Source organism: Agromyces tardus (assembly GCF_003710805.1).
GTDB classification, from domain to species: Bacteria; Actinomycetota; Actinomycetes; order Actinomycetales; family Microbacteriaceae; genus Agromyces; species Agromyces tardus.
Window position 1 is genome coordinate 1 of the sequence record NZ_RHHB01000060.1, and the last position, 21435, is coordinate 21435.

General features: G+C 71.6%; 15 protein-coding genes. All 15 read left to right on the plus strand.

Annotated elements, in window-relative coordinates; translation table 11 throughout:
- The first annotated feature begins 268 nt into the window (after nt 1–268).
- The 15 genes from EDM22_RS17460 to EDM22_RS17540 all read left to right on the plus strand — a co-directional run bounded on the left by EDM22_RS17460 (nt 269) and on the right by EDM22_RS17540 (nt 21345).
- A complete protein-coding gene (locus tag EDM22_RS17460) occupies nt 269–640 on the plus strand; it encodes a hypothetical protein (RefSeq protein ID WP_122938365.1) in 372 nt (123 codons plus the stop codon).
- Nucleotide 641: 1 nt separating this feature from the next.
- On the plus strand, nt 642–1043 hold the full coding sequence (locus EDM22_RS17465) for a hypothetical protein (protein WP_122938366.1): 402 nt from the start codon (nt 642–644) through the stop codon (nt 1041–1043).
- 337 nt (nt 1044–1380) lie between these two features.
- On the plus strand, nt 1381–4872 hold the full coding sequence (gene rpoB / locus EDM22_RS17470) for a DNA-directed RNA polymerase subunit beta (protein WP_122938367.1): 3492 nt from the start codon (nt 1381–1383) through the stop codon (nt 4870–4872).
- 44 nt (nt 4873–4916) lie between these two features.
- Nucleotides 4917–8813, plus strand: a complete 3897-nt coding sequence (gene rpoC / locus EDM22_RS17475; protein ID WP_122938368.1) for a DNA-directed RNA polymerase subunit beta' — start codon at nt 4917–4919, stop codon at nt 8811–8813.
- Between the two features lie 231 nt (nt 8814–9044).
- Nucleotides 9045–9737, plus strand: a complete 693-nt coding sequence (locus EDM22_RS19705) for a hypothetical protein (protein WP_170964195.1) — start codon at nt 9045–9047, stop codon at nt 9735–9737.
- Between the two features lie 112 nt (nt 9738–9849).
- On the plus strand, nt 9850–10893 hold the full coding sequence (locus EDM22_RS17495) for a hypothetical protein (protein ID WP_122938371.1): 1044 nt from the start codon (nt 9850–9852) through the stop codon (nt 10891–10893).
- A 160-nt stretch (nt 10894–11053) separates the two neighbouring features.
- Nucleotides 11054–12190, plus strand: coding sequence for an RDD family protein (locus EDM22_RS17500; RefSeq protein WP_170964196.1), 1137 nt, complete (start codon nt 11054–11056; stop codon nt 12188–12190).
- Nucleotides 12187–16674, plus strand: a complete 4488-nt coding sequence (locus EDM22_RS17505; RefSeq protein ID WP_122938373.1) for a type VII secretion EssC family protein — start codon at nt 12187–12189, stop codon at nt 16672–16674. The genes EDM22_RS17500 and EDM22_RS17505 overlap by 4 nt, the downstream gene beginning before the upstream one ends.
- Before the next feature lie 134 nt (nt 16675–16808).
- Nucleotides 16809–17096, plus strand: a complete 288-nt coding sequence (locus EDM22_RS17510) for a WXG100 family type VII secretion target (RefSeq protein ID WP_122938374.1) — start codon at nt 16809–16811, stop codon at nt 17094–17096.
- Between the two features lie 156 nt (nt 17097–17252).
- On the plus strand, nt 17253–17579 hold the full coding sequence (locus EDM22_RS17515) for a flagellar protein FlgN (protein ID WP_122938375.1): 327 nt from the start codon (nt 17253–17255) through the stop codon (nt 17577–17579).
- Between the two features lie 13 nt (nt 17580–17592).
- Nucleotides 17593–18831, plus strand: coding sequence for a hypothetical protein (locus EDM22_RS17520; RefSeq protein WP_122938376.1), 1239 nt, complete (start codon nt 17593–17595; stop codon nt 18829–18831).
- Between the two features lie 5 nt (nt 18832–18836).
- Nucleotides 18837–19466: a hypothetical protein gene (locus tag EDM22_RS17525; RefSeq protein WP_122938377.1), complete on the plus strand. Its 630-nt coding sequence runs from the start codon at nt 18837–18839 to the stop codon at nt 19464–19466.
- Nucleotides 19463–20044 (plus strand): hypothetical protein, encoded by a 582-nt coding sequence (locus tag EDM22_RS17530; RefSeq protein WP_138708129.1) that lies wholly within the window; start codon nt 19463–19465, stop codon nt 20042–20044. The genes EDM22_RS17525 and EDM22_RS17530 overlap by 4 nt, the downstream gene beginning before the upstream one ends.
- Nucleotides 20041–20859, plus strand: a complete 819-nt coding sequence (locus EDM22_RS17535; RefSeq protein ID WP_122938379.1) for a hypothetical protein — start codon at nt 20041–20043, stop codon at nt 20857–20859. Before EDM22_RS17530 ends, EDM22_RS17535 begins: the two co-directional genes overlap by 4 nt.
- A gap of 9 nt (nt 20860–20868) precedes the next feature.
- Complete coding sequence (locus EDM22_RS17540) at nt 20869–21345, plus strand: DUF6121 family protein (protein WP_122938380.1); 477 nt, start codon at nt 20869–20871, stop codon at nt 21343–21345.
- The last annotated feature ends 90 nt before the right edge of the window (nt 21346–21435 follow it).

A 21435-nucleotide genomic window follows, 5' to 3' on the forward strand; every position in this document is an offset into this window, starting at 1 on the left:
GACGACGGATGCCGCGGCGCTCGCCGACACGGGCTCCGACCCGCGCCTCGCCGCCGCCCTCGCCGCCCTGCTCGCCGCCCTCGGCATCGCGCTCCGCCTGCGCCGCCGGCCCGAGGCCGACTGACCCGGATCCGCGGCGCCGGACGGGGGAGCCCGGCGCCGCGGCATCCGCCCCACCACGGCACCCCACGACCCACCGCAACGCACGACCCACCACGCAGCACCGACCGACACCCCGTACCGGGGACCCAACCAGAAGGAGCACGACATGTTCAAGCAGTTCGGAGACATGGCCAAGATGGTCAAGGCCGCACCCGGCCTCATCGACTCGGCCAACGCCCTCGCCGCCCAGTCCGAGGCGTACCGGCAGCAGATGGACATCCAGGCCGTCCAGGCCATGACCGCCCAGCCCGCCGCCGGCAACCTCGACCCCATCGCGGGCGTCGACCTCGACCGCTACGCGCGCATCGTCAAGGGCATCGCCGCGTTCGGCTACGACGAGACGCAGCTGCCCACGGTCGCCGCGATGTTCGGCATCGGCGCGACCGAGTGGGCCGAGGCGCAGGCCGGCTGGGGGGCTCGCATCCAGGCCGACCGCGGCGTCGGCCGCCGGTTCAACGAGATCTACGCGGTGGTGTGACATGGGCTTCCTGAAGGACCTCCGCACCCTCACCGCCCAGGGCAACGCCGCCTACGCCCGAATGGACGTCGGCGCGACCCTCGCCGCGGCGCAGCAGTCGCTCGACCAGGCGAACCAGGTCATGGCGGCCACCGTCACGGCGACCGACCCCGGCCTCGACGCGGCGCGCGTGCGCACCACCGCGTCGGTGCTCGACGCGCGGCAGCTGCCCATGATGATCGGCATGAACGCCGTCGTCGAGCTCGACCTCGTCGTCACGCTGGCGGGCGGCATCCCCATGCCGGCCACCCGAACCGAGCAGCTCGCGCCGCTCCACCTCGCCCGCGTCATGCCGGGCGCGCGGCTCGACGTGAGCCTCGTCCCCGGCCGGCCCGAGACGCTCCGCATCGAGTGGGGCGCCTGACGGCGGCCCGACCACCAGACCGCGGATGCCGCGGCGCCCCGACACCCGAACGGCGGCGCCGCGGCATCCGCATGCCCGATGGCGACCGGAATCCGTTCGCCGTCAGCGATGCGAAGCTGGGTTATACCCGAGATTCCGAGCAAGGTCAAGATTCGACTGGACACGGCGTGTTTCTCGGCATATAGTTGAGCTTTGCGCTCCCAGACCCACCATGCCTTCATATTGCGGTCGGCTCGCGTGCCGTGGTCCTTGATCCCGGTATTCGCACACGTCTGAGGGGTACCACTCCACCTACGACAGTGAATCCGGCCCGACGGGGCCGATGGAGGTCATTTCCTTGGCTGCTGCGCGCAACGCAACCGCACCTACCCCCAAGAACGGAAGAGGTGCCAGCCGCCTCTCCTTCGCGAAGGTCACCGACACCCTCACCGTACCCGATCTGCTCGCACTCCAGACCGAGAGCTTCGACTGGCTCGTCGGCAACGACGCGTGGAAGGCTCGCGTCGCGGAGGCGCAGGAGCAGGGTCGTCAGGACCTGCCCGAGACCACCGGACTCGAGGAGATCTTCGAGGAGATCTCCCCGATCGAGGACCTCGGCGAGACCATGCAGCTCTCGTTCACGAACCCCGAGCTCGAGCCGCCGAAGTACACGATCGACGAGTGCAAGGAGAAGGGCAAGACCTTCTCCGCGCCGCTCTACGTGAACGCCGAGTTCATGAACCACCTCACCGGTGAGATCAAGACCCAGACGGTCTTCATGGGCGACTTCCCGCTCATGACCCCCAAGGGCACCTTCGTCATCAACGGCACCGAGCGCGTCGTCGTGTCGCAGCTCGTGCGCTCGCCCGGCGTGTACTTCGAGCGCACCCCCGAGAAGACCTCCGACAAGGACATCTACTCCGCTCGCGTCATCCCGAGCCGCGGTGCCTGGCTCGAGTTCGAGATCGACAAGCGCGACCAGGTGGGCGTGCGCATCGACCGCAAGCGCAAGCAGTCGGTCACCGTCTTCCTGAAGGCCCTCGGCCTCACGAGCGAGGAGATCCTCGAGGAGTTCGCCGGCTACGAGTCGATCGCGCTCACCCTCGAGAAGGACAACATCCTCACGAAGGAAGAGGCGCTCAAGGACATCTACCGCAAGCTGCGCCCGGGCGAGCAGGTCGCCGCCGAGGCCGCGCGTGCGCTCCTCGACAACTTCTACTTCAACCCGAAGCGCTACGACCTCGCCAAGGTCGGCCGGTACAAGATCAACAACAAGCTCGGTCTCGAGGCCCCCCTCACCGACTCGGTGCTCACGGTGCAGGACATCGTCGCCACGATCAAGTACCTCGTCGCCCTCCACGACGAGCGCACGACCCTCGCGGGTCGCCGCGGCGGCAAGGCCGTCGAGCTGCGCCTCGACGTCGACGACATCGACAACTTCGGCAACCGCCGCATCCGCGCGGTCGGCGAGCTCATCCAGAACCAGGTGCGCACCGGCCTCAGCCGCATGGAGCGCGTCGTCCGCGAGCGCATGACCACGCAGGACATCGAGGCGATCACCCCGCAGACCCTGATCAACGTGCGACCCGTCGTCGCGGCGATCAAGGAGTTCTTCGGCACCTCGCAGCTCTCGCAGTTCATGGACCAGAACAACCCGCTCGCGGGCCTGACCCACAAGCGCCGCCTGTCGGCGCTCGGCCCCGGCGGCCTCTCGCGCGACCGCGCGGGCGTCGAGGTCCGTGACGTGCACCCCTCGCACTATGGCCGCATGTGCCCGATCGAGACGCCGGAAGGCCCGAACATCGGCCTCATCGGCTCGCTCGCATCGTTCGCGCGCATCAACTCGTTCGGCTTCATCGAGACGCCCTACCGCAAGGTCGTGGACGGCAAGGTCACCGAGCAGATCGACTACCTCACCGCGATGGAGGAAGAGGACTACATCGTCGCCCAGGCGAACGCACCCCTGAAGGCCGACGGCCACTTCCAGGAGGAGCGCGTGCTCGCCCGCAAGAAGGGCGGCGAGGTCGACCTGTTCCCCGCCGACGAGATCGGCTACATGGACGTCTCGCCGCGCCAGATGGTGTCGGTTGCGACCTCGCTCATCCCGTTCCTCGAGCACGACGACGCGAACCGCGCCCTCATGGGTGCGAACATGCAGCGCCAGGCGGTGCCGCTGCTCCGCAGCGACTCGCCGTTCGTCGGCACGGGCATGGAGGGCTACGCAGCCGTCGACGCGGGTGACGTCATCACCGCCGACAAGGCGGGCGTCGTCGCCGAGGTGTCGGCCGACTCCGTCACCATCCAGCTCGACGAGGGCGGCACGCAGACCTACTACCTGCGCAAGTTCGACCGCTCGAACCAGGGCACGTCGTACAACAACCGCGTGGTCGTCTCCGCCGGTGAGCGCATCGAGGCCGGCGAGGTCATCGCCGACGGTCCCGCGACCGACAACGGCGAGCTCGCGCTTGGCAAGAACCTCCTCGTGGCGTTCATGCCGTGGGAGGGCCACAACTTCGAGGACGCGATCATCCTCAGTCAGAACCTCGTGAAGGACGACGTGCTCTCGTCGATCCACATCGAGGAGTACGAGGTCGACGCGCGCGACACGAAGCTCGGCAAGGAGGAGATCACCCGTGACCTCCCCAACGTCAGCCCCGACCTGCTCGCCGACCTCGACGAGCGCGGCATCATCCGCATCGGCGCCGAGGTGCGCCCCGGCGACATCCTCGTCGGAAAGGTCACGCCGAAGGGCGAGACCGAGCTCTCGGCCGAGGAGCGCCTGCTCCGCGCGATCTTCAACGAGAAGAGCCGCGAGGTGCGCGACACGTCGCTGAAGGTGCCCCACGGCGAGCAGGGCACGATCATCGGCGTCAAGGTGTTCGACGCGCAGGACGGTGACGACGAGCTCGGCTCGGGCGTCAACCAGCGCGTGGTCGTCTACATCGCCCAGAAGCGCAAGATCACCGAGGGCGACAAGCTCGCCGGCCGCCACGGCAACAAGGGCGTCATCTCGAAGATCCTGCCGGTCGAGGACATGCCGTTCCTCGCCGACGGCACCCCGGTCGACGTGATCCTCAACCCGCTCGGCATCCCCGGCCGCATGAACTTCGGCCAGGTGCTGGAGACCCACCTCGGCTGGGTCGCCAAGCAGGGCTGGAAGGTCGAGGGCAACCCGTCGTGGGCCAAGAAGCTCCCGAAGGACGCCCACGAAGCCGCGCCCGGCACCAAGGTCGCGACCCCGGTGTTCGACGGCGCGCTCGAGGAGGAGATCGCGGGTCTGCTCGACTCGACGCTCCCCAACCGCGACGGCGAGCGGCTCATCGACTCGAGCGGCAAGACGCAGCTCTTCGACGGCCGCTCGGGCGAGCCCTTCCCGTACCCGGTCTCGGTCGGCTACATGTACATCCTGAAGCTCCACCACCTCGTCGACGACAAGATCCACGCGCGCTCGACGGGCCCGTACTCGATGATCACCCAGCAGCCGCTCGGTGGAAAGGCGCAGTTCGGCGGACAGCGCTTCGGTGAGATGGAGGTGTGGGCGCTCGAGGCCTACGGCGCCGCCTACGCGCTGCAGGAGCTCCTCACGATCAAGTCCGACGACATCCTCGGCCGCGTCAAGGTGTACGAGGCCATCGTCAAGGGCGAGAACATCCAGGAGCCCGGCATCCCCGAGTCCTTCAAGGTGCTCATGAAGGAGATGCAGTCGCTGTGCCTGAACGTCGAGGTCCTCTCGGCCGACGGCACCGCGGTGAGCCTCCGCGACACCGATGACGAGGCCTTCCGCGCTGCGGAAGAGCTCGGCATCAACATCTCCGCGCGCTTCGAGTCGTCGAACATCGACGAGATCTAAGCCCCGGTACGAAGAACTGACAAGAGACTTTCCAAGGAGAGAAATTGCTCGACGTAACGACTTTTGACGAGCTTCGTATCGGCCTGGCCACCGCAGAGGACATCCGCAAGTGGTCCTACGGTGAGGTCAAGAAGCCCGAGACCATCAACTACCGCACGCTCAAGCCCGAGAAGGACGGCCTGTTCGGAGAGCAGATCTTCGGACCGTCCCGCGACTGGGAGTGCGCCTGCGGCAAGTACAAGCGGGTGCGCTTCAAGGGCATCGTCTGCGAGCGCTGCGGTGTCGAGGTCACGAAGTCCTCGGTGCGCCGTGAGCGGATGGGCCACATCGAGCTCGCCGCCCCCGTCACGCACATCTGGTACTTCAAGGGCGTGCCCTCGCGCCTCGGCTACCTGCTCGACATGGCGCCGAAGGACCTCGAGAAGGTCATCTACTTCGCCGCCTACATGGTGATCGACGTCGACGATGAGGCTCGTCACGCCGACATGCCCGGTCTCGAGAACGAGCTCCGCCTCGAGATCAAGACCATCGGCGACCAGCGCGACGCGCGCATCGCCGAGCTCATGAAGCGCAAGGAGGAGGAGCTCGCGGCACTCGAGGCCGAGGGCGCCAAGTCCGACCAGCGCAAGCGCGCCGAGGCCGCTGCCGACAAGGAGATGTCGGGCGTGCGCAAGTCGGCCGACGAGCAGATCGCGCACCTCGAGCGCGTGTGGGAGGACTTCCGCACCCTCAAGGTCGGCGACCTCAAGCCCGAGGACTCGGTGTTCCACGAGCTCCAGGACCGCTTCGGCATGTACTTCGACGCCTACATGGGCGCCGAGGCCATCAAGAAGCGCCTGCTCGCCTTCGACCTGGCCGCCGAGGCCGACGACCTGCGCCTGCAGATCGCCGAGGGCAAGGGCCAGAAGAAGATCCGTGCGATCAAGCGCCTGCGCGTGGTCAGCTCGTTCCTCACCACCGGCAGCTCGCCCGCCGCGATGGTGCTCGACGTGGTCCCCGTGATCCCGCCGGAGCTCCGTCCGATGGTGCAGCTCGACGGCGGCCGCTTCGCGACCTCCGACCTCAACGACCTCTACCGTCGTGTGATCAACCGCAACAACCGCCTGCGTCGCCTGCTCGACCTCGGTGCCCCCGAGATCATCGTGAACAACGAGAAGCGGATGCTGCAGGAGGCCGTCGACGCGCTGTTCGACAACGGTCGCCGTGGTCGCCCCGTCACCGGTACCGGCAACCGCGCCCTGAAGTCCCTGAGCGACATGCTCAAGGGAAAGCAGGGTCGCTTCCGCCAGAACCTGCTCGGCAAGCGCGTGGACTACTCGGGCCGTTCGGTCATCGTGGTCGGCCCGCAGCTCAAGCTCCACCAGTGCGGCCTGCCCAAGCAGATGGCGCTCGAGCTCTTCAAGCCGTTCGTGATCAAGCGCCTCATCGACCTGAGCCACGCGCAGAACATCAAGGCCGCCAAGCGCATGGTGGAGCGTTCGCGCCCGCAGGTGTGGGACGTGCTCGAGGAGATCATCCGCGAGCGCCCCGTGCTGCTGAACCGTGCACCCACCCTGCACCGCCTCGGCATCCAGGCGTTCGAGCCGCAGCTCGTCGAGGGCAAGGCCATCCAGCTCCACCCGCTCGTCTGCGCCGCGTTCAACGCGGACTTCGACGGCGACCAGATGGCCGTGCACCTTCCCCTCTCGGTCGAGGCGCAGGCCGAGGCGCGCATCCTCATGCTCGCCTCGAACAACATCCTGAAGCCGTCGGACGGTCGTCCGGTGACCCTGCCCACGCAGGACATGATCATCGGCCTGCACCACCTGACCACCGAGAAGGAGGGCGCAGCCGGTGAGGGTCGCGCGTTCTCGTCGATCGCCGAGGCGATCCTCGCGTTCGACCAGAACCGCCCGGGCCAGCTCGAGCTCGACCTCGGCGCCAAGGTCCGCATCCGCCTCGAGGGACTCCACTTCGCCGAGGGCACGACGCCCGAGGACTTCGTGGAGGGCAAGCCGTACCTGCTCGAGACCACGCTCGGTCGCGCGCTCTTCAACGAGGCGCTCCCGGTCGACTACCCGTACGTGAACGAGCAGGCGGGCAAGACCCAGATCTCGGCGATCGTCAACGACCTCGCCGAGCGCTACCCGAAGACCGAGGTGGCGGCGACCCTCGACCGGATCAAGGACGCCGGCTTCCGCTGGGCGACCCGTTCCGGCGTGACCGTCGCGCTCTCCGACATCCTGACGCCGCCGAACAAGGGCGAGATCGTCGCGAAGTACGAGAAGCAGGCCGCGAAGGTCACGGCGCAGTTCGAGAAGGGTCTCACGACCGACCTCGAGCGTCGCCAGGAGCTCATCCAGATCTGGACGAAGGCCACCGACGAGGTCGCCGTCGCGATGCGCGAGAACTTCCCGACCGACAACACCATCAACCGCATGGTCACGTCGGGCGCTCGTGGCAACTGGCTGCAGGTGCGCAACATCGCCGGCATGCGAGGCCTGGTGAACAACCCGAAGGGCGAGATCATCCCGCGCCCGATCATCTCCTCGTACCGCGAGGGGCTGTCGGTGGCGGAGTACTTCATCGCCACGCACGGTGCCCGCAAGGGCCTCGCCGACACGGCGCTCCGCACGGCGGACTCGGGCTACCTCACGCGTCGACTCGTCGACGTCTCGCAGGACGTCATCATCCGCGAGGACGACTGCGGCACCTCCAAGGGCCTCGAGCTGCCGATCGCGACGACGGATGCCACGGGCAAGCTCGTGCGCGACCCGAACGTCGAGAACTCGGTGTTCGCCCGTTCGCTCGCCGCCGACGCGGTGAACGCCAAGGGCGAGGTCGTGGCCGAGGCCGGCGACGACGTGGGCGACGTGCTCATCGACAAGCTGGTCGCGGAGGGCGTCGAGACGATCAAGGTCCGCTCGGTGCTCACGTGCGAGTCGGCGGTCGGCGTCTGCGCGAACTGCTACGGCCGTTCGCTCGCGACCGGCAAGCTCGTCGACATCGGCGAGGCCGTCGGCATCATCGCGGCCCAGTCGATCGGCGAGCCCGGCACGCAGCTCACGATGCGCACCTTCCACACCGGTGGCTCGGCCTCGGCCGACGACATCACGCAGGGTCTTCCCCGCGTGCAGGAGCTCTTCGAGGCACGTACCCCCAAGGGTGCGTCGCCCATCGTCGAGGCCGCCGGCCGCATCACGATCGACGAGACCGAGCGTCAGCGCAAGGTCATCCTCACTCCCGACAACGGCGACGAGCCCATCGCGTACAACGTGCTCAAGCGTTCGACGCTGCTCGTGGAGGACGGCCAGCACGTCGACCTCGGCCAGCAGCTGATCGTCGGCACGGTCGACCCCAAGGAGGTCCTCCGGGTCAAGGGCGTGCGCGAGGTGCAGAAGCACCTGGTGAACGGCGTGCAGGACGTGTACCGCTCGCAGGGCGTGCCGATCCACGACAAGCACATCGAGGTCATCGTGCGCCAGATGCTGCGCAAGGTCACCGTCGTCGACCACGGCGACACCGACCTGCTGCCGGGCGAGCTCGTCGACCGGTCGAAGTACAACGAGATCAACCGTGCGACGCTCACCGAGGGCAAGAAGACGGCCTCGGCCCGCCAGGAGGTCATGGGTATCACCAAGGCCTCGCTCGCGACCGAGTCGTGGCTGTCGGCCGCGTCCTTCCAGGAGACGACCCGCGTGCTCACGCAGGCCGCCATGGAGGGCAAGTCCGACCCGCTCGTCGGCCTCAAGGAGAACGTCATCATCGGAAAGCTCATCCCCGCGGGCACCGGTCTGGCCAAGTACCGGAACGTCACGGTCGAGGCCACCGAGGAGGCGAAGGCGGAGCGGTACCCGAACCGCATCTTCTCCGACGACGCGGCGTTCACCGAGGGCGACCTGAGCTTCGTCGACTTCGACTCGTTCTCGAGCGACGACTTCACCCCCGGCAACTACAGCTGATCCCCGGCCGGGCGGCGCGCGAGCGCCGTCCGTGCCACCCGAACGGGCCCCGGAGCGATCCGGGGCCCGTTCGTCGTCTCCGGGGGCGGATGCCGCGTGGCGGCGGCATCCGCTTCGGCGCGCCCCGCCCGGGCATCGGAGGCGCGGATCGGTAGGATCACTCGACGCGTCGCCGCCCCCCACGACGCCGCGCCGCCCTCCCGCCGCTTCCCCCGACCGCCGGAGAACCCCGTGCCCCAGCCTGCCCCGAGTCCCGCCCGCAGCCCGATCGCACGACGGCGGGAACTCGGCCTCGTGGTGGTCGCGGGGCTGCTCGCCGTCGCCGTCTCGGTGGCGGTCGGCATGGTCGTGGGCGCGAACCGCGCCGAGGGCTCCGCGGCATCCGCCCCGACCCGGCCGACCCCGGGCTCGTCGTCGCCCGTCACGCCCATCGTGCCGATCGCGGGGGAGGCGACGCCGGCGACGCAGGCCGTCGAGATCCCCGGGGACTGCGCGGGCATCTACGTCCGCGACTGGGCCGCCGAGCTCGCGCCGCTCGTCCTGAACCCGGCGTGGACCGCGGACCCCGGAGCCGCACCGCTCCGCGGCTCGAACGACCCGGTCGCAGCCGCCCAGCTCGCCGACACGACGCGGCTCACCTGCGCGTGGGCGACGCCCGACGGCGGCGGCGACCTCGGCGTCTTCACCGACGTCGCCGTGCTCGCCCCCGACGTCGAGGCGGCGATCGCCGCGCACCTGGCCGAAACCGGCTTCGACTGCTACGCCGAGCTCGACGGCACGCGCTGCATCGTCGAGTGGAACGTCGAGGCGGGATACTCGGGCGAGTCGCACTTCCTCCGCCAGGGGACGTGGATCGCGACGCGCTGGGCGAACGTCTCGCCCGACGGCTACACGCACGACATCGTGGCCGCGATCTTCGAGTGACGCCGCGATCCTCGACTCGAGGAAGCGCCGTGGGCTTCCGCTGCGCGGATCGGCGCCGTTGCTAGAGTGAGCGCACCGCGGGCAGGCAGGGCTGCCCGGAAGGAGCGCGATCATGAGCACCACGACTCCCGGATCCGAGCCGGAACGTCGCGACGAGGCATCCGAACCCACCGCTCCAGCGGAGACCGGCGAGGTGCACCCGGCCGGCGCTCCCGAAGCCGCCGAGCGCATCGAGCGCGTCGAGCAGGCCGACGTGCCGCCGCCCGAGGTCGAGGAGCCCGACGACGACACGGTGGCGTTCATCGGCACCGAGGAGGCCGTCGCCGAGGCGCGCGCCGAGGAGCAGGATGCGGCCGAGGCGGAGGCCGCGGCCCGGCTCGACGACGCGATCAACCGGGCGAACGCCGACGCCGCGGCATCCGAGGCACCGGTCGCCCCGACGGAGACGGCCGCCGACGAGGTCCCGCCACCGGTGCCCGCGGATTCCGTGCGTCGCGAGACGTACGTGCCGGCCGCCACCGTCGTCGCGGGCACCGCGGCAGGCGCCGCGACCCTCGCCCCCGAACCCGAGCCCGTCGCGGTCGCCCCGGCGTCCACGCCGCAGGCGATCTACGTGCAGGCGCCGGTGCCGCCCAAGCGGCTCGGCAATCGCGGGTTCGGGGTGCTCGTCGGCCTCATCGCGACGGCCGCGTTCGCGTTGCTCTACGCTGGTGCCGCGTTCCTCCTGTTGACGAACGGCGGGAACGGCGTCCAGGTCTTCACCGAGTTCCTCGTGCGACCGGTGTTCTGGGTCCCGATCGTCGCGTTCTTCGTGGCGTTCGCCCTCCTCGCGCTGATCCTCAACACGTCGGCGTGGTGGACGTGGGCCGTGTTCGGCCTGCTGATCGGCGTCGTCGTCTACTTCTCGTACACCGGCGGGGCGCTGATCACCGTGCAGGCGTGGCAGCTCACGCTCGCCGACGCGCAGGTGTTCATCGCCCAGCGCTGGCTCGATCCCTTCGCGATCGTCGCGGCGGTCATCGCCCGCGAGCTGCCGATCTGGTTCGGCGGCTGGATCGCGGCGCACGGCCGCACGGTGAACGAGCGCAACCGTGTGGCGGTCGAGGAGTACGACCGCATGATCGCCGCGGGCCCGAGGCTGCAGCCGCAGCCCTGAGTCCCTTCCCGTCGTCGCGCACGCCCCGCATCCACCGGATCGGGGCGTGCGTCATGTCGACGGGTACGCTGCTGTGTCGGGGATGGTGACCGCTCCCCATCGACACCCGGCCCCCGAACGGCTGGGATGGCTCCCTGACCCTGCGCACCCGAGGAGCGATGTGAGCATCACGATGCACGTCGACGACGAGCCGACCCCGGGGCTCGATCCCGACGGCCGCCCCGACCCCGCCTACGCGCGAGCGCTCGGGCTGGTCCCGGCGCCCGTGGGCCGGCGATCCGCCGCGTTCGTGCTCGATGCGGCCGTGTGGTCGGTGCTCGCCGTGCCCGGGCTCGTCGGCGCGTTCCTCCTCCTGCCGGCGATCCCGGTCGCGGGTTCGGCTCCGGATGCCGCGACCCTCGTCCTGCCGCTCGTGCTCATCGGCGTCAGCCAGCTGCTGCTCACGGTGTTCGGCGTCGTGCAGCTCGTGCTGCACGGGCGGCGCGGCCGCACGCTCGGCAAGGCGGCCCTCGGCATCCGTTCGGTGCAGGTCGCCACGTTCGCAGCCCCCGGATTCTGGCGCGTGGTGCTGCGCGTGCTCGTGCTCTGGGCTGGGCAGTGCCTCGTGCCCGTCGTCGGTCCGGCCGTGCTCTTCGCCTCCTCGGCATGGGACCGCGAGCGGCGCGGCCGCAGCTGGCTCGACCGAGTCGGTCGCTGCTACGCGGTCGACGTGCGGCGCGGCCTCGACCCCTTCGACACGAAGGCGCTGCGGCATGCCCGCCGGGTCGCCGACGCGCCGTCGGCGACGGCCGCGAGCCTTCCGTCGCTCGCGAGCGATCGCGGCCTCGGCGAGCAGACGTTCATCCCGTCGGCCCGCTTCAGTGCGGGCGTCGTCGCGACGGCGGATGCCGCGGCGTGGGCGCCGCCGCCGATCGCGTCCGCGCCGACGGTCGATGCCGGCCGCCCCCCGGCATCCGTCACCCTGCGGTTCGACGACGGGAGCCGCTACACGGCGACCGGTCCCGGCCTCTTCGGCCGCGGACCCGCGCCCGCCGACGGCGACCCGCCGTCGATCGACCTGCTGCCGCTGCACGACGAGACGATGGGCGTGTCGAAGACCCACGCGGCGATCGACGTCGTCGACGGCGAGCTGTGGGTCGTCGACCGCTGGTCGCGCAACGGCACCGCGCTCGTCGTGCACGGCGCAGCGGAGCGCCCGCTCGAGCCGGGGGTGCGCACCAGGGTGCCCGAGGGTGGCCGGGTGCTGCTCGGTGGCCGCTGGTTCGAGGTCGTCCCCGAGGGGAGCACCGCCCGATGAAGCTCAAGCTCGGACTGCGCCGGCAGAGCGGCCCGGCCGTCGACGTCGTCATCACGGCCGACGCGACCGCGACCGTCGGCGACGTCGCGCGCGCCATCGCCGAGAACGATCCGGCATCGGCGCACCTGCCCGCGCCCGCCGGGCAGGTCACGCTCGCCGTCGCACCGCCGACCTCGAACGAGCCCGTCGTGCTCGACCCCGCGCTGCGCATCGGCGACGCGCCCATCGGGTCCGGCTTCGATGCCGCGGTCGTCTCCCCGGCCGCGCGCTCCGCGGCGCAGGAGCGCCCGTCGGCGGTGCTGCGGGTGCACAGCGGCCCCGACGCCGGCCGGGAGTTCCCGCTGCGGCGCGGCCACGGCGTGATCGGCCGGGCTGCCGACGCGGAGGTCGTGCTGGCCGATCCGCTCGTCTCGAAGCGGCACGCCCGCATCGAGGTCGACCAGCACATCGAGATCGTCGACCTCAACTCCGCGAACGGCCTGCTCGTCGAGGGCGTGCTCGTGCCGCGCGTGCGCATGGTGCCCGGCCAACTCGTCACGGTGGGCGACACCGAGTTGTCGGTCGCCGCGGTGGCCGGCACGGATGCCGCGGTCGACGCCGTGCTGGAGCGCGGCGGCGCGCTCCTGTTCAACCGCTCGCCCCGCGTCGAGGTGCGCTACCCGGGCACCGCCCACCCCGAGCCGCGGGTGCCGAGCGACGAGAACCCGCGCATGTTCCCGTGGCCGATGATCATCTCGCCCGTGCTCATGGGCCTCGCGATCTTCGCTTTCACGCTGCGCCCGCTCTCGCTGCTCATCGTGTTCCTCGCGCCGGTGATGCTGCTCGGCAACTTCATCGGGCAGCGCACGCAGAGCGGCAAGAAGCTCCGGCAGGAGATCGAGACCTTCGAGCTGCAGCTCGAGGAGCTCGAGGAGGAGCTCGCCGGGCAGCGGGTCGTCGAACGGGATCGCCGTCAGGCCGAGACCCCGCCCGTGGCCGTCGTCTACGAGCAGGCGATGCGGCTCGGTCCGTTGCTCTGGACGAGGCGCCCCGAGCACTGGAACTTCCTCGCGCTGCGACTCGGGGTCGGTCGCGCCCGGAGTCGCAACTCCGTGCGCGAGTCCGAGTCGTCGCAGCCGGGTATCGCCCGCTACGTGCGGCAGGTCGAGGTGCTGCGCGATCGGTATCGCGACATCGACGACGTGCCCGTCCTGGAGACGCTGCCGAGCGCGGGAGCCCTCGGCATCGCGGGGCCGATGCCCCTCGTGGCCGACGCCGTGCGCGGGCTCGGCGTGCAGCTCTTCGGCCTGCACGCCCCGAACGAGGTCGTCACCGCCGCGATCGTCGACCCGGCGTGGCGGCGCGAGCTGGAATGGCTCAAGTGGCTGCCGCACACGTCGAGCAGCCGCAACCCCTTCGCCGAGTCCGCCCTCGCCGACAGCCAGGCGGCGGGCGGCGCGTTGCTCAGCGTGCTCGAGGAGACCATCCTCGAGCGGCTCGGCGCGGCGCCGGTGCGGCGCGGACCGCTGCCGGAGGCGGAGGCCACGATGCGGCTGGGCGCCGAGGTCGGCACCGCGATCGGCGACCGTGCGGGGGAGCACCACCACGGCACGGCACTCGTGCTCTTCGTCTCGGCCGATGCCCCCGTCGACCGGCCACGGCTCGTGCAGCTCATCGAGCGCGGACCCGAGGTCGGCATCTACACGGTCTTCGTCGGCCCGACCGTCGAGTCGCTCCCGGCGGCGTGCCGCACCTTCCTCGACGTCACGGCGGGACTCGACCGCGCGACCGTCGGGGTCGTGCGCTCCGGCGAGGAGCACGCCCCGCTCGCCGTCGAGGGCGTGTCGAACCGGTACGCCGAGGTCTTCGCCAAGCGGCTCGCGCCGGTCGTCGACGCGAGCACGGTCGTCGAGGACTCGAGCGACCTCCCGCGCAGCGTCTCGATGCTCGCCCTGCTCGGCGACGAGGTCGCCTCGCAGCCGTCGAGCGTGGTCGAGCGGTGGCGGCAGAACAACTCCATCGTCGACCGATCCGGCCGGCGGATGCCGCGGCTCAAGCGCGCGGGAACGCTGAAGGCGTTCGTGGGCCAGTCGGCCCCCGACGCCATGGCGCTCGACCTGCGCACCCAGGGTCCGCACGCGCTCGTCGGCGGCACGACCGGCGCGGGCAAGTCGGAGTTCCTCCAGGCGTGGGTGCTCGGCATGGCCGCCCAGTACAGCCCCGACCGGGTCACCTTCCTCTTCGTCGACTACAAGGGCGGCTCCGCGTTCGCGGACTGCGTCGACCTGCCGCACTGCGTCGGCCTCGTCACCGACCTGAGCCCGCACCTCGTGCGCCGGGCCCTCACGAGCCTGCGCGCCGAGCTGCACCACCGCGAGCACCTGTTCAACCGCAAGAAGGCGAAGGACCTGCTTGAGCTCGAGAAGCGCCAGGACCCCGAGACCCCGCCCGCCCTCGTGCTCGTGATCGACGAGTTCGCGGCGCTCGCCGGCGAGGTGCCGGAGTTCGTCGACGGGGTCGTCGACATCGCGCAGCGCGGTCGCTCGCTCGGCATCCACCTCATCATGGCGACGCAGCGTCCGGCCGGCGTCATCAAGGACAACCTCCGCGCGAACACGAACCTGCGCGTCGCGCTGCGCATGGCCGATGAGTCCGACTCGCGGGACGTCGTGGGCGACCCCGTCGCCGCCGCGTTCGACCCCGCCGTCCCCGGCCGCGGCATCGCCAAGACGGGCCCCGGCCGCCTCGTGCCGTTCCAGTCGGCCTACGCGGGCGGCTGGACCACGAACGAGGCCGTCGCCGCCGAGGTCCGGGTCGCGGAGCTCCGCTTCGGGGCCCTGGTGACCTGGGAGGGCCGGGCCGGGCCCGAGAGCGACGCCCACGACGTGGATCCCGGTCCGAACGACCAGAAGCGCATGGTGCGCACGTTCATCGCCGCGGCGTCCGAGGCCGGCGTCCCGCGGCCCCGACGCCCCTGGCTCGACGAGCTCCCGTCGGCCGTCGACATCGAGGCGCTCCCCGTGCGCGGCGACGGCGACATCGTCTTCGGCCTCGCCGACGTGCCCGAGCGGCAGCTGCAGTCCCCGATGTCGTTCCTGCCCGACCGCGACGGCGCGATGCTCGTCTACGGCACGAGCGGGTCCGGCAAGTCGGCGCTCCTGCGCACGATCGCCGTCTCGGCGGGGCTGCGTCCCGAGCTCGGCGCCGTGCGCGTCTACGGCCTCGACTTCGGCGCCGGCGCGCTGCGGTCGCTCGAGGGCTTGCCGCACGTCGGCTCCGTCATCACGGGCGACGACCCCGAGCGCATCCAGCGCCTGCTCCGCACCCTCGGCGAGGTGCTCGACCATCGCGCGAAGGCCTTCAGCGAGGTGGATGCCGCGAGCCTCGCCGAGTACCGCCGGATCACCGGCATCCCCGAGCCGCGGTACCTGCTGCTGCTCGACGGGTTCGCGCAGTTCAAGGCGGACTGGGACTCGACGACCGTGCGCATGCCCTTCTACAACGTCGTGATGCGGATCCTCGGAGAGGGTCGCCCGCTGGGCGTGCACGTCGTCGCCACGGCCGACCGCGCCGGGGCGGTGCCGACCGCGGTGAGCGCCAACGTCACGAAGCGCATCGTGCTGCGCCTGAGCGACGAGTCCGGCTACCAGGTGCTCGGCGTTCCGAAGGACGTGCTCGGCGACCGGTCGGCGGCCGGGCGCGCCATCGTCGAGGGGCTCGAGACCCAGGTCTCGGTGCTCGGCGGCACCGCGAACGTCGCCGAGCAGTCGAAGGCCCTCGCGGCGGTCGCCGAGCGGCTGCGCGCCGCGGGTGCGCCGGAGGCGCCGGAGATCGGCGCGCTCCCGGTCTCCTTCCCGGCCTCGCTGCTCCCGCACTCGGCCGGCGCCGAGCCGGTGCTCGGCCTCGCCGACGACACGCTCGCGCCGATCGGCTTCGAGCCCGTGGGCACGTTCGCCATCACGGGGCCGCCCCAGAGCGGCAAGACCAACGCCATGCGCGCCGTCGTCGACGCCGTGCGCCGCTTCGACCCCGCGGTGCGGCTGTTCCACCTCGCGGGCCGGCGCGCCCAGCTCGGCGACCACGCCGCGTGGATGCGGAGCGCCACGAGCGTCGACGAGGTGAAGTCGCTCGCCAAGGAGCTCGTCGACGTCGTCGGCGACGCCACGCTCGACGGGCGCCTGATGATCGTCGTCGAGAACGTGACCCAGTTCGCCGACACGGATGCCGAGCGACCCCTCAAGGAGCTCTTCCAGGCCGTGAACCGCAGCGACCACTTCCTCATCGGCGACGCAGACGTGTCGACGCTCTCGAGCGGGTTCGGGTTCGTGGGCGACTTCAAGGCCGGGCGGCGGGGAGTCGCGCTGCGTCCGGACTCCTTCGACGGCGACTCCGTCTTCAAGACGCCGTTCCCCAAGGTCAAGCGCGCGGAGTTCCCCGAGGGCCGGGGCATCTTCGTGCAGAACGGGCGCACGGCCACCGTGCACCTGCCCGTCGCGGGCGGATGACGCGGCATCCGCTGCCCGCCTCGCCGCAGCCGGGGTGGGTACCCCTCCCCATTGAGGGGACACGACGCCGCTCCCTAGCCTGAAGTCACCGGCCCGCAGACGGGATCGGAACGGATTCGAAGGAAGGTTTCACGATGGCGGATTTCGGTGCATCGTACGGCGAGATGGAAGCGATGGCGAACAAGCTGTCCGACGCTCGTGACGACATCCAAGGCCAGCTCGACCAGCTCAAGAGCTCGGTCGACTCGCTGCTCGGCAACGACTTCAAGACCCAGCACGCCTCGGGCAAGTTCGGCCAGGGCTACGAGGAGCTCACCACCGGCCTCAAGTCGGCCGTCGACGGCATCGGCGAGATGGGCGAGGCCCTCCGCGGCATGATGCAGGCCATCCAGGACCTCGACCAGCAGCTCGCCGGTCGCTGACCCGCGCTCGCGGCGGGAGGGTGTGCATCCCTCCCGCCGCGCTGGCGCCCGGCGGCACTCGCCGCCGCCGCGAACAGCCCGCGCCCGCGCCCGCGCCGCGAGCGCACTGCGTTCCGCACCGGAGCCCCTCACCCGATCCGACCGAAGGAGACGCCCATGACCCACGTGCTCATCGAGTACCGCGTGCTCAACGAGCTCAACGGCTCGCTCAAGCAGATCATCGTCGAACTCGAGAAGGCGGAGGACCGCGCCTCGCGGCTCGAGGGCGACATCGGCGACCCGTACGGCAAGAACAAGCTGCGCGAAGCGGCGGAGGAGTTCGAGGACGGGTGGAACGACCGCCGGGCCGCGCTCAAGGAGGACCTCATGAAGATCCAGGAGCGCGTCGAGGCCACCGGCAGGGGCTGGGAGCAGTGGGACGCCGACGCGTCCCGTCAGCTCGCCGTCGAGGCGAACGAGGCATCCACCATGCCGAGGGTCTGAGAGAGGCACGACGATGGAACACTCACCCGCTGGACACGAGATCTCGGTCGTCTTCGGCAACGCCGGCGGCATCATCGAGCGCGGGCGTGAGATCGAGTCCCTGGGGGCCCAGATGATCGGCGCCGCCGGCGTGCTGCGCGCCATCGCCGACGGCGGCGTCGCGCAGCAGGGCCTCTCGATCGAGAAGATCACCGAGGTCATCGGCGAGATCGACGAGGAGCTCAAGCTCGCGGGTGAGCGCTACGCCCCCTCGGGCTCGGCGCTCGTCGCCTACGGCTCGGTGCTCGATCGCGTGCAGGACGCGATGCGGCTCATCGTCCCGCGCTGCCAGGACGCGTGGGACGACTACGTCGCCGCGCGCGGCGGCTTCGAGTCGGTCGACCATGCCCGCCCGAGCGGCTCGCCCGGCGCCGAGTCCGCGCCCGGTCCGACGCCCGAGCAGCTCGAGCACCAGCAGGAGATCGCGGCGGCCCGAGGTCGCATGGAGGACGCCTACGACGACTTCGTCACCGAGGCGGCGCGCTACGACACCGAGTACGAGTCGTGGGAGGCCGCGTTCGAGGCGGCCAGCGACGGCATCCGCGAGGCGACGTCGGGCGGCATCGAGGACGGCTTCTGGGACGACGTCGACGGCATCGTGGCCGACGTGCTCGTCGTGCTGCAGTGGGCGGGAATCGTGCTCGCGGTGCTCGCCTTCGTCATCGGCGGGCCGATCATCGCCGCGCTCGGCGCGATCGCCGCACTCGCGGTGCTCGCCCTCACGATCTACCAGAAGTCGCGCGGTGACGCCGGCTGGCTGGAGCTCGGACTCGCGATCGTCGGCGTCACCCCGTTCGGCAGCCTCGCCAAGTTCTCGGGCGGGTTCAAGCCCGGCGCCCTCGGCTTCCTCGACGACATGGTGGGCGGGCTCGGCACCTCGGCGGGCCGGGTCACCGTCCGCGCCGCGATCCGCGAGTTCCCCGACGCCTTCGCCGCGGCCGGCGGCGGGTTCCGCGGCTTCACGGGCGCGATGCGCGGCTCGGCGGCCTTCGACGACGTCGTCGCGCGCATCATGGGAATGGGCGACAACGCGCAGCTCACCGAGGCGATGGGTCGCGGCGGCTGGGGCATCGCGGGCACCGTGCTCGGGCACCACGGCTGGGTCGTGAACTCGCCGGCCGCGGTCGTCATGACCACCTACGATTGGGTCTCCGGCTTCGGCGACGACCAGCAGGTCGAGACTTGGGAGCGGCAGCTCGCCGCTGCCTCCTGACGCACATGACGGGAACGATGACCCTCCGCGACGAACTCCTCGGCGCCTCGACCGCCCTGCCCGGATACTCCCTCGTGCTCCCGTCGGGGTGGCACGAGTTCCCGGCGGACGCGACGGCGGAACGGCACCTCACCGGGCTCGCGACGGCCCGCCTCCGCGAGCAGCACCGGCCCGACCTCGACGCGCAGCTGCGCGCCCTCACCGGTCGCGCGTTCGCGGGCCTGCGCGCCTCGAGCGCGGTGGCGGTGTACCTGCAGACCGAGGCCTGGGCCGACGAGCTCGTGCTGCCGCTCTCGATCACGGCCTCCGTGCGCACGGCGCCGGGCGGCGGCTCGCTCGACGACATCGTCAGCGAGCTGATCCGCACGAGGGGCGCGAGCGCACTGCACGGCGATCGGCGCTTCGTGCGCTGGGAGTCCGACTCGAAGGTGGCCGTCGGCGCCGCCACCGTCGGGCAGCACACGGTCGCCTACCTCACGCCGTTCCCCGAGCCGGGCCGACGCCGCGCGCTGCAGTTCACGGCGGTGGCGACGCATCCGATCGACGATCCCGACGAGTCGTGGCGGCCCGTGGTCGAGCGGATGTCGGAGCTCGCCGACGCCGTCGTCAGCACGTTCGAGTGGCACCGCCGATGAGGGTGCGCGTCGAGGCGGCGTCCCGGTACTGGGCGGAGGTGCCGGCCGCATTCCCCGCGGGCGCGTTCGCCGACCGCGCTGCCTGGCGGCGCGACGTCGTCGAGCGTGTGCGTTCGGTCCGGTCCGAAGCGAACGGGCACCTCGCCGCGCACGAGGCCGACGCGGTCGAGGGCGTGGCCGACGCGGCGCTCGACGAGCTCGCTCCCGGCGCGGCGTTCGGGCTGCTGTTCCTGCCGTGGGCGGAACCCGTCGCGGCGCTCGTGCACGTCGAGGTCGGGGCCGCCGGGGCCGGGGGAGCCGATCCGCTGGCCACGCTGGTCGGCGGGCTCCCCGTCGCGCGCCCACCGCAGGTCGAGCCGGTCGACGTGCCCGGCGTGGGGTCGGGCATCTCCGTGCGGTTCCTCGTCGAGACGCCCGGCGCGCCGACGGGTGGCGCGCCCACGGCCGGCATCGGCTACCTGGTGCGGGGCGAGCGCTGCACGGTGCGCATCACGACGTCGCCCATGACGACCACGATGGCCGGACTCATCGACGCCCCGCTCCGCGAGGTCGTCGCGACCCTGCGCATCGAGGAGTGAGCGACATCCCCGGCACCGCCCCCACCCCTGACCCGGCCACCGACTACGCGCGACGCGTCGACCCGGCCGGCTTCTCGTGGTCGGCGCTCGAGGGAGCGGCGTTCCGCGGCCATCCCCCGGTCGCCCAGGCACTCGCACGGTCGTCGGCCGAACGCGCCGAGGCGCCCGCTTCGGGATCGGGGTGGGGGCGCCTGCTCGCGGGTCTGCCGGCGTTCGTCGTGCTGCTCGCTCCCGTCCTGGCGCCCGGCGTCATCATCGCGTTCGGACGCGGGGCCGATGCGCGGGTGGGCGCGGTCGTCGTGGCCGGCGTGCTCGCCGTCGCCCACGTCCTGCTGCGCGTGGGGGAGTGGGTGCGTCTCGGTCGCGGCATCCCGGTCGGCACGCCGCGCGAGGCGCTGCTCGCGGCGATCTCCGTGCCGTTCGGTCTCCTCGCCACGGTGCTCGCCGGCATGGTCGCCGCCGCCGCCGCCGCAGCAGCGTCGCCGGCGGCGCCTGCGGCGCCTGCGGCGTGGGCGTCGGTCGCAGCGCTCGCCGCGATGACGGCGTCGTGCGTCGTGGCGGTGCCCGTGCTGCGCCGTGCGGCCAAGCGCGGGCTCGCGCTTCCGCGCACCGCCGCCGCGGAGGCGCAGGCCGCTGTCGACTCGCTCGACCGGTCGGACCGCGCCGCCGTCACCGCGGACGTCGCGTCGGCGCTCGCGCTGCTCGCCGAGCGTGGAGTGATCTCCGACGTCGAGCGCGACCGTGCCCTGCGCGCCCCGTTGGCCGGCCTCGAGCGGCATGCCCGGTCCACCGAGGGTGCGCCGCATCGGGCGTAGGCTCGGACGATGGCGATCGAACGGCGCAGGGGCTGGATCGTCGCGGGGTTCGCGGCGGCACTGCTGCTCGCCCTCGTGGTCGCCGTCTTCGGCTTCGTGAGCCTCCTGACCGACGCCGAGGTCGTGGCCGACCCCGCGGCCGGGCGGCTCGTGGGGCCCGCCATCGTCGGCGTGTCCGTCGGGGCGGTGCTCGTCTTCCTCGGGCTGCGACTCCCGCGCGAGCACGGCCTCCTCGCGATGACGCTGCAGGCCGTGCTGATCGCCTGGGCGGCCGGGGTCGTCGCCGGCACCGTCGCGTACGCGCTCGCCACCGGCACGCTGCTCGCTGCGCTGCTCTTCGCGCTCCAGTTCATGTCGATCGGATTCGGCGTGCTCATCCCCGTGCTCACGGCGCTCGTCGTACCGCTCGCCGGGGTCACGGCGCGGGCCGAGGCGGGCGGGGCCGAGCGGCCGAGATGGCCGTGGGAGCGCGACGACGAGCAGTGACCGGCGCCTCGGCGGTCGGATGCCGCTGCGCCGGCGGCGCGCGCCCGGCGTGCGTCGACGCGCGCCCTTCGCGCGCCCCGCGCCGCCGCG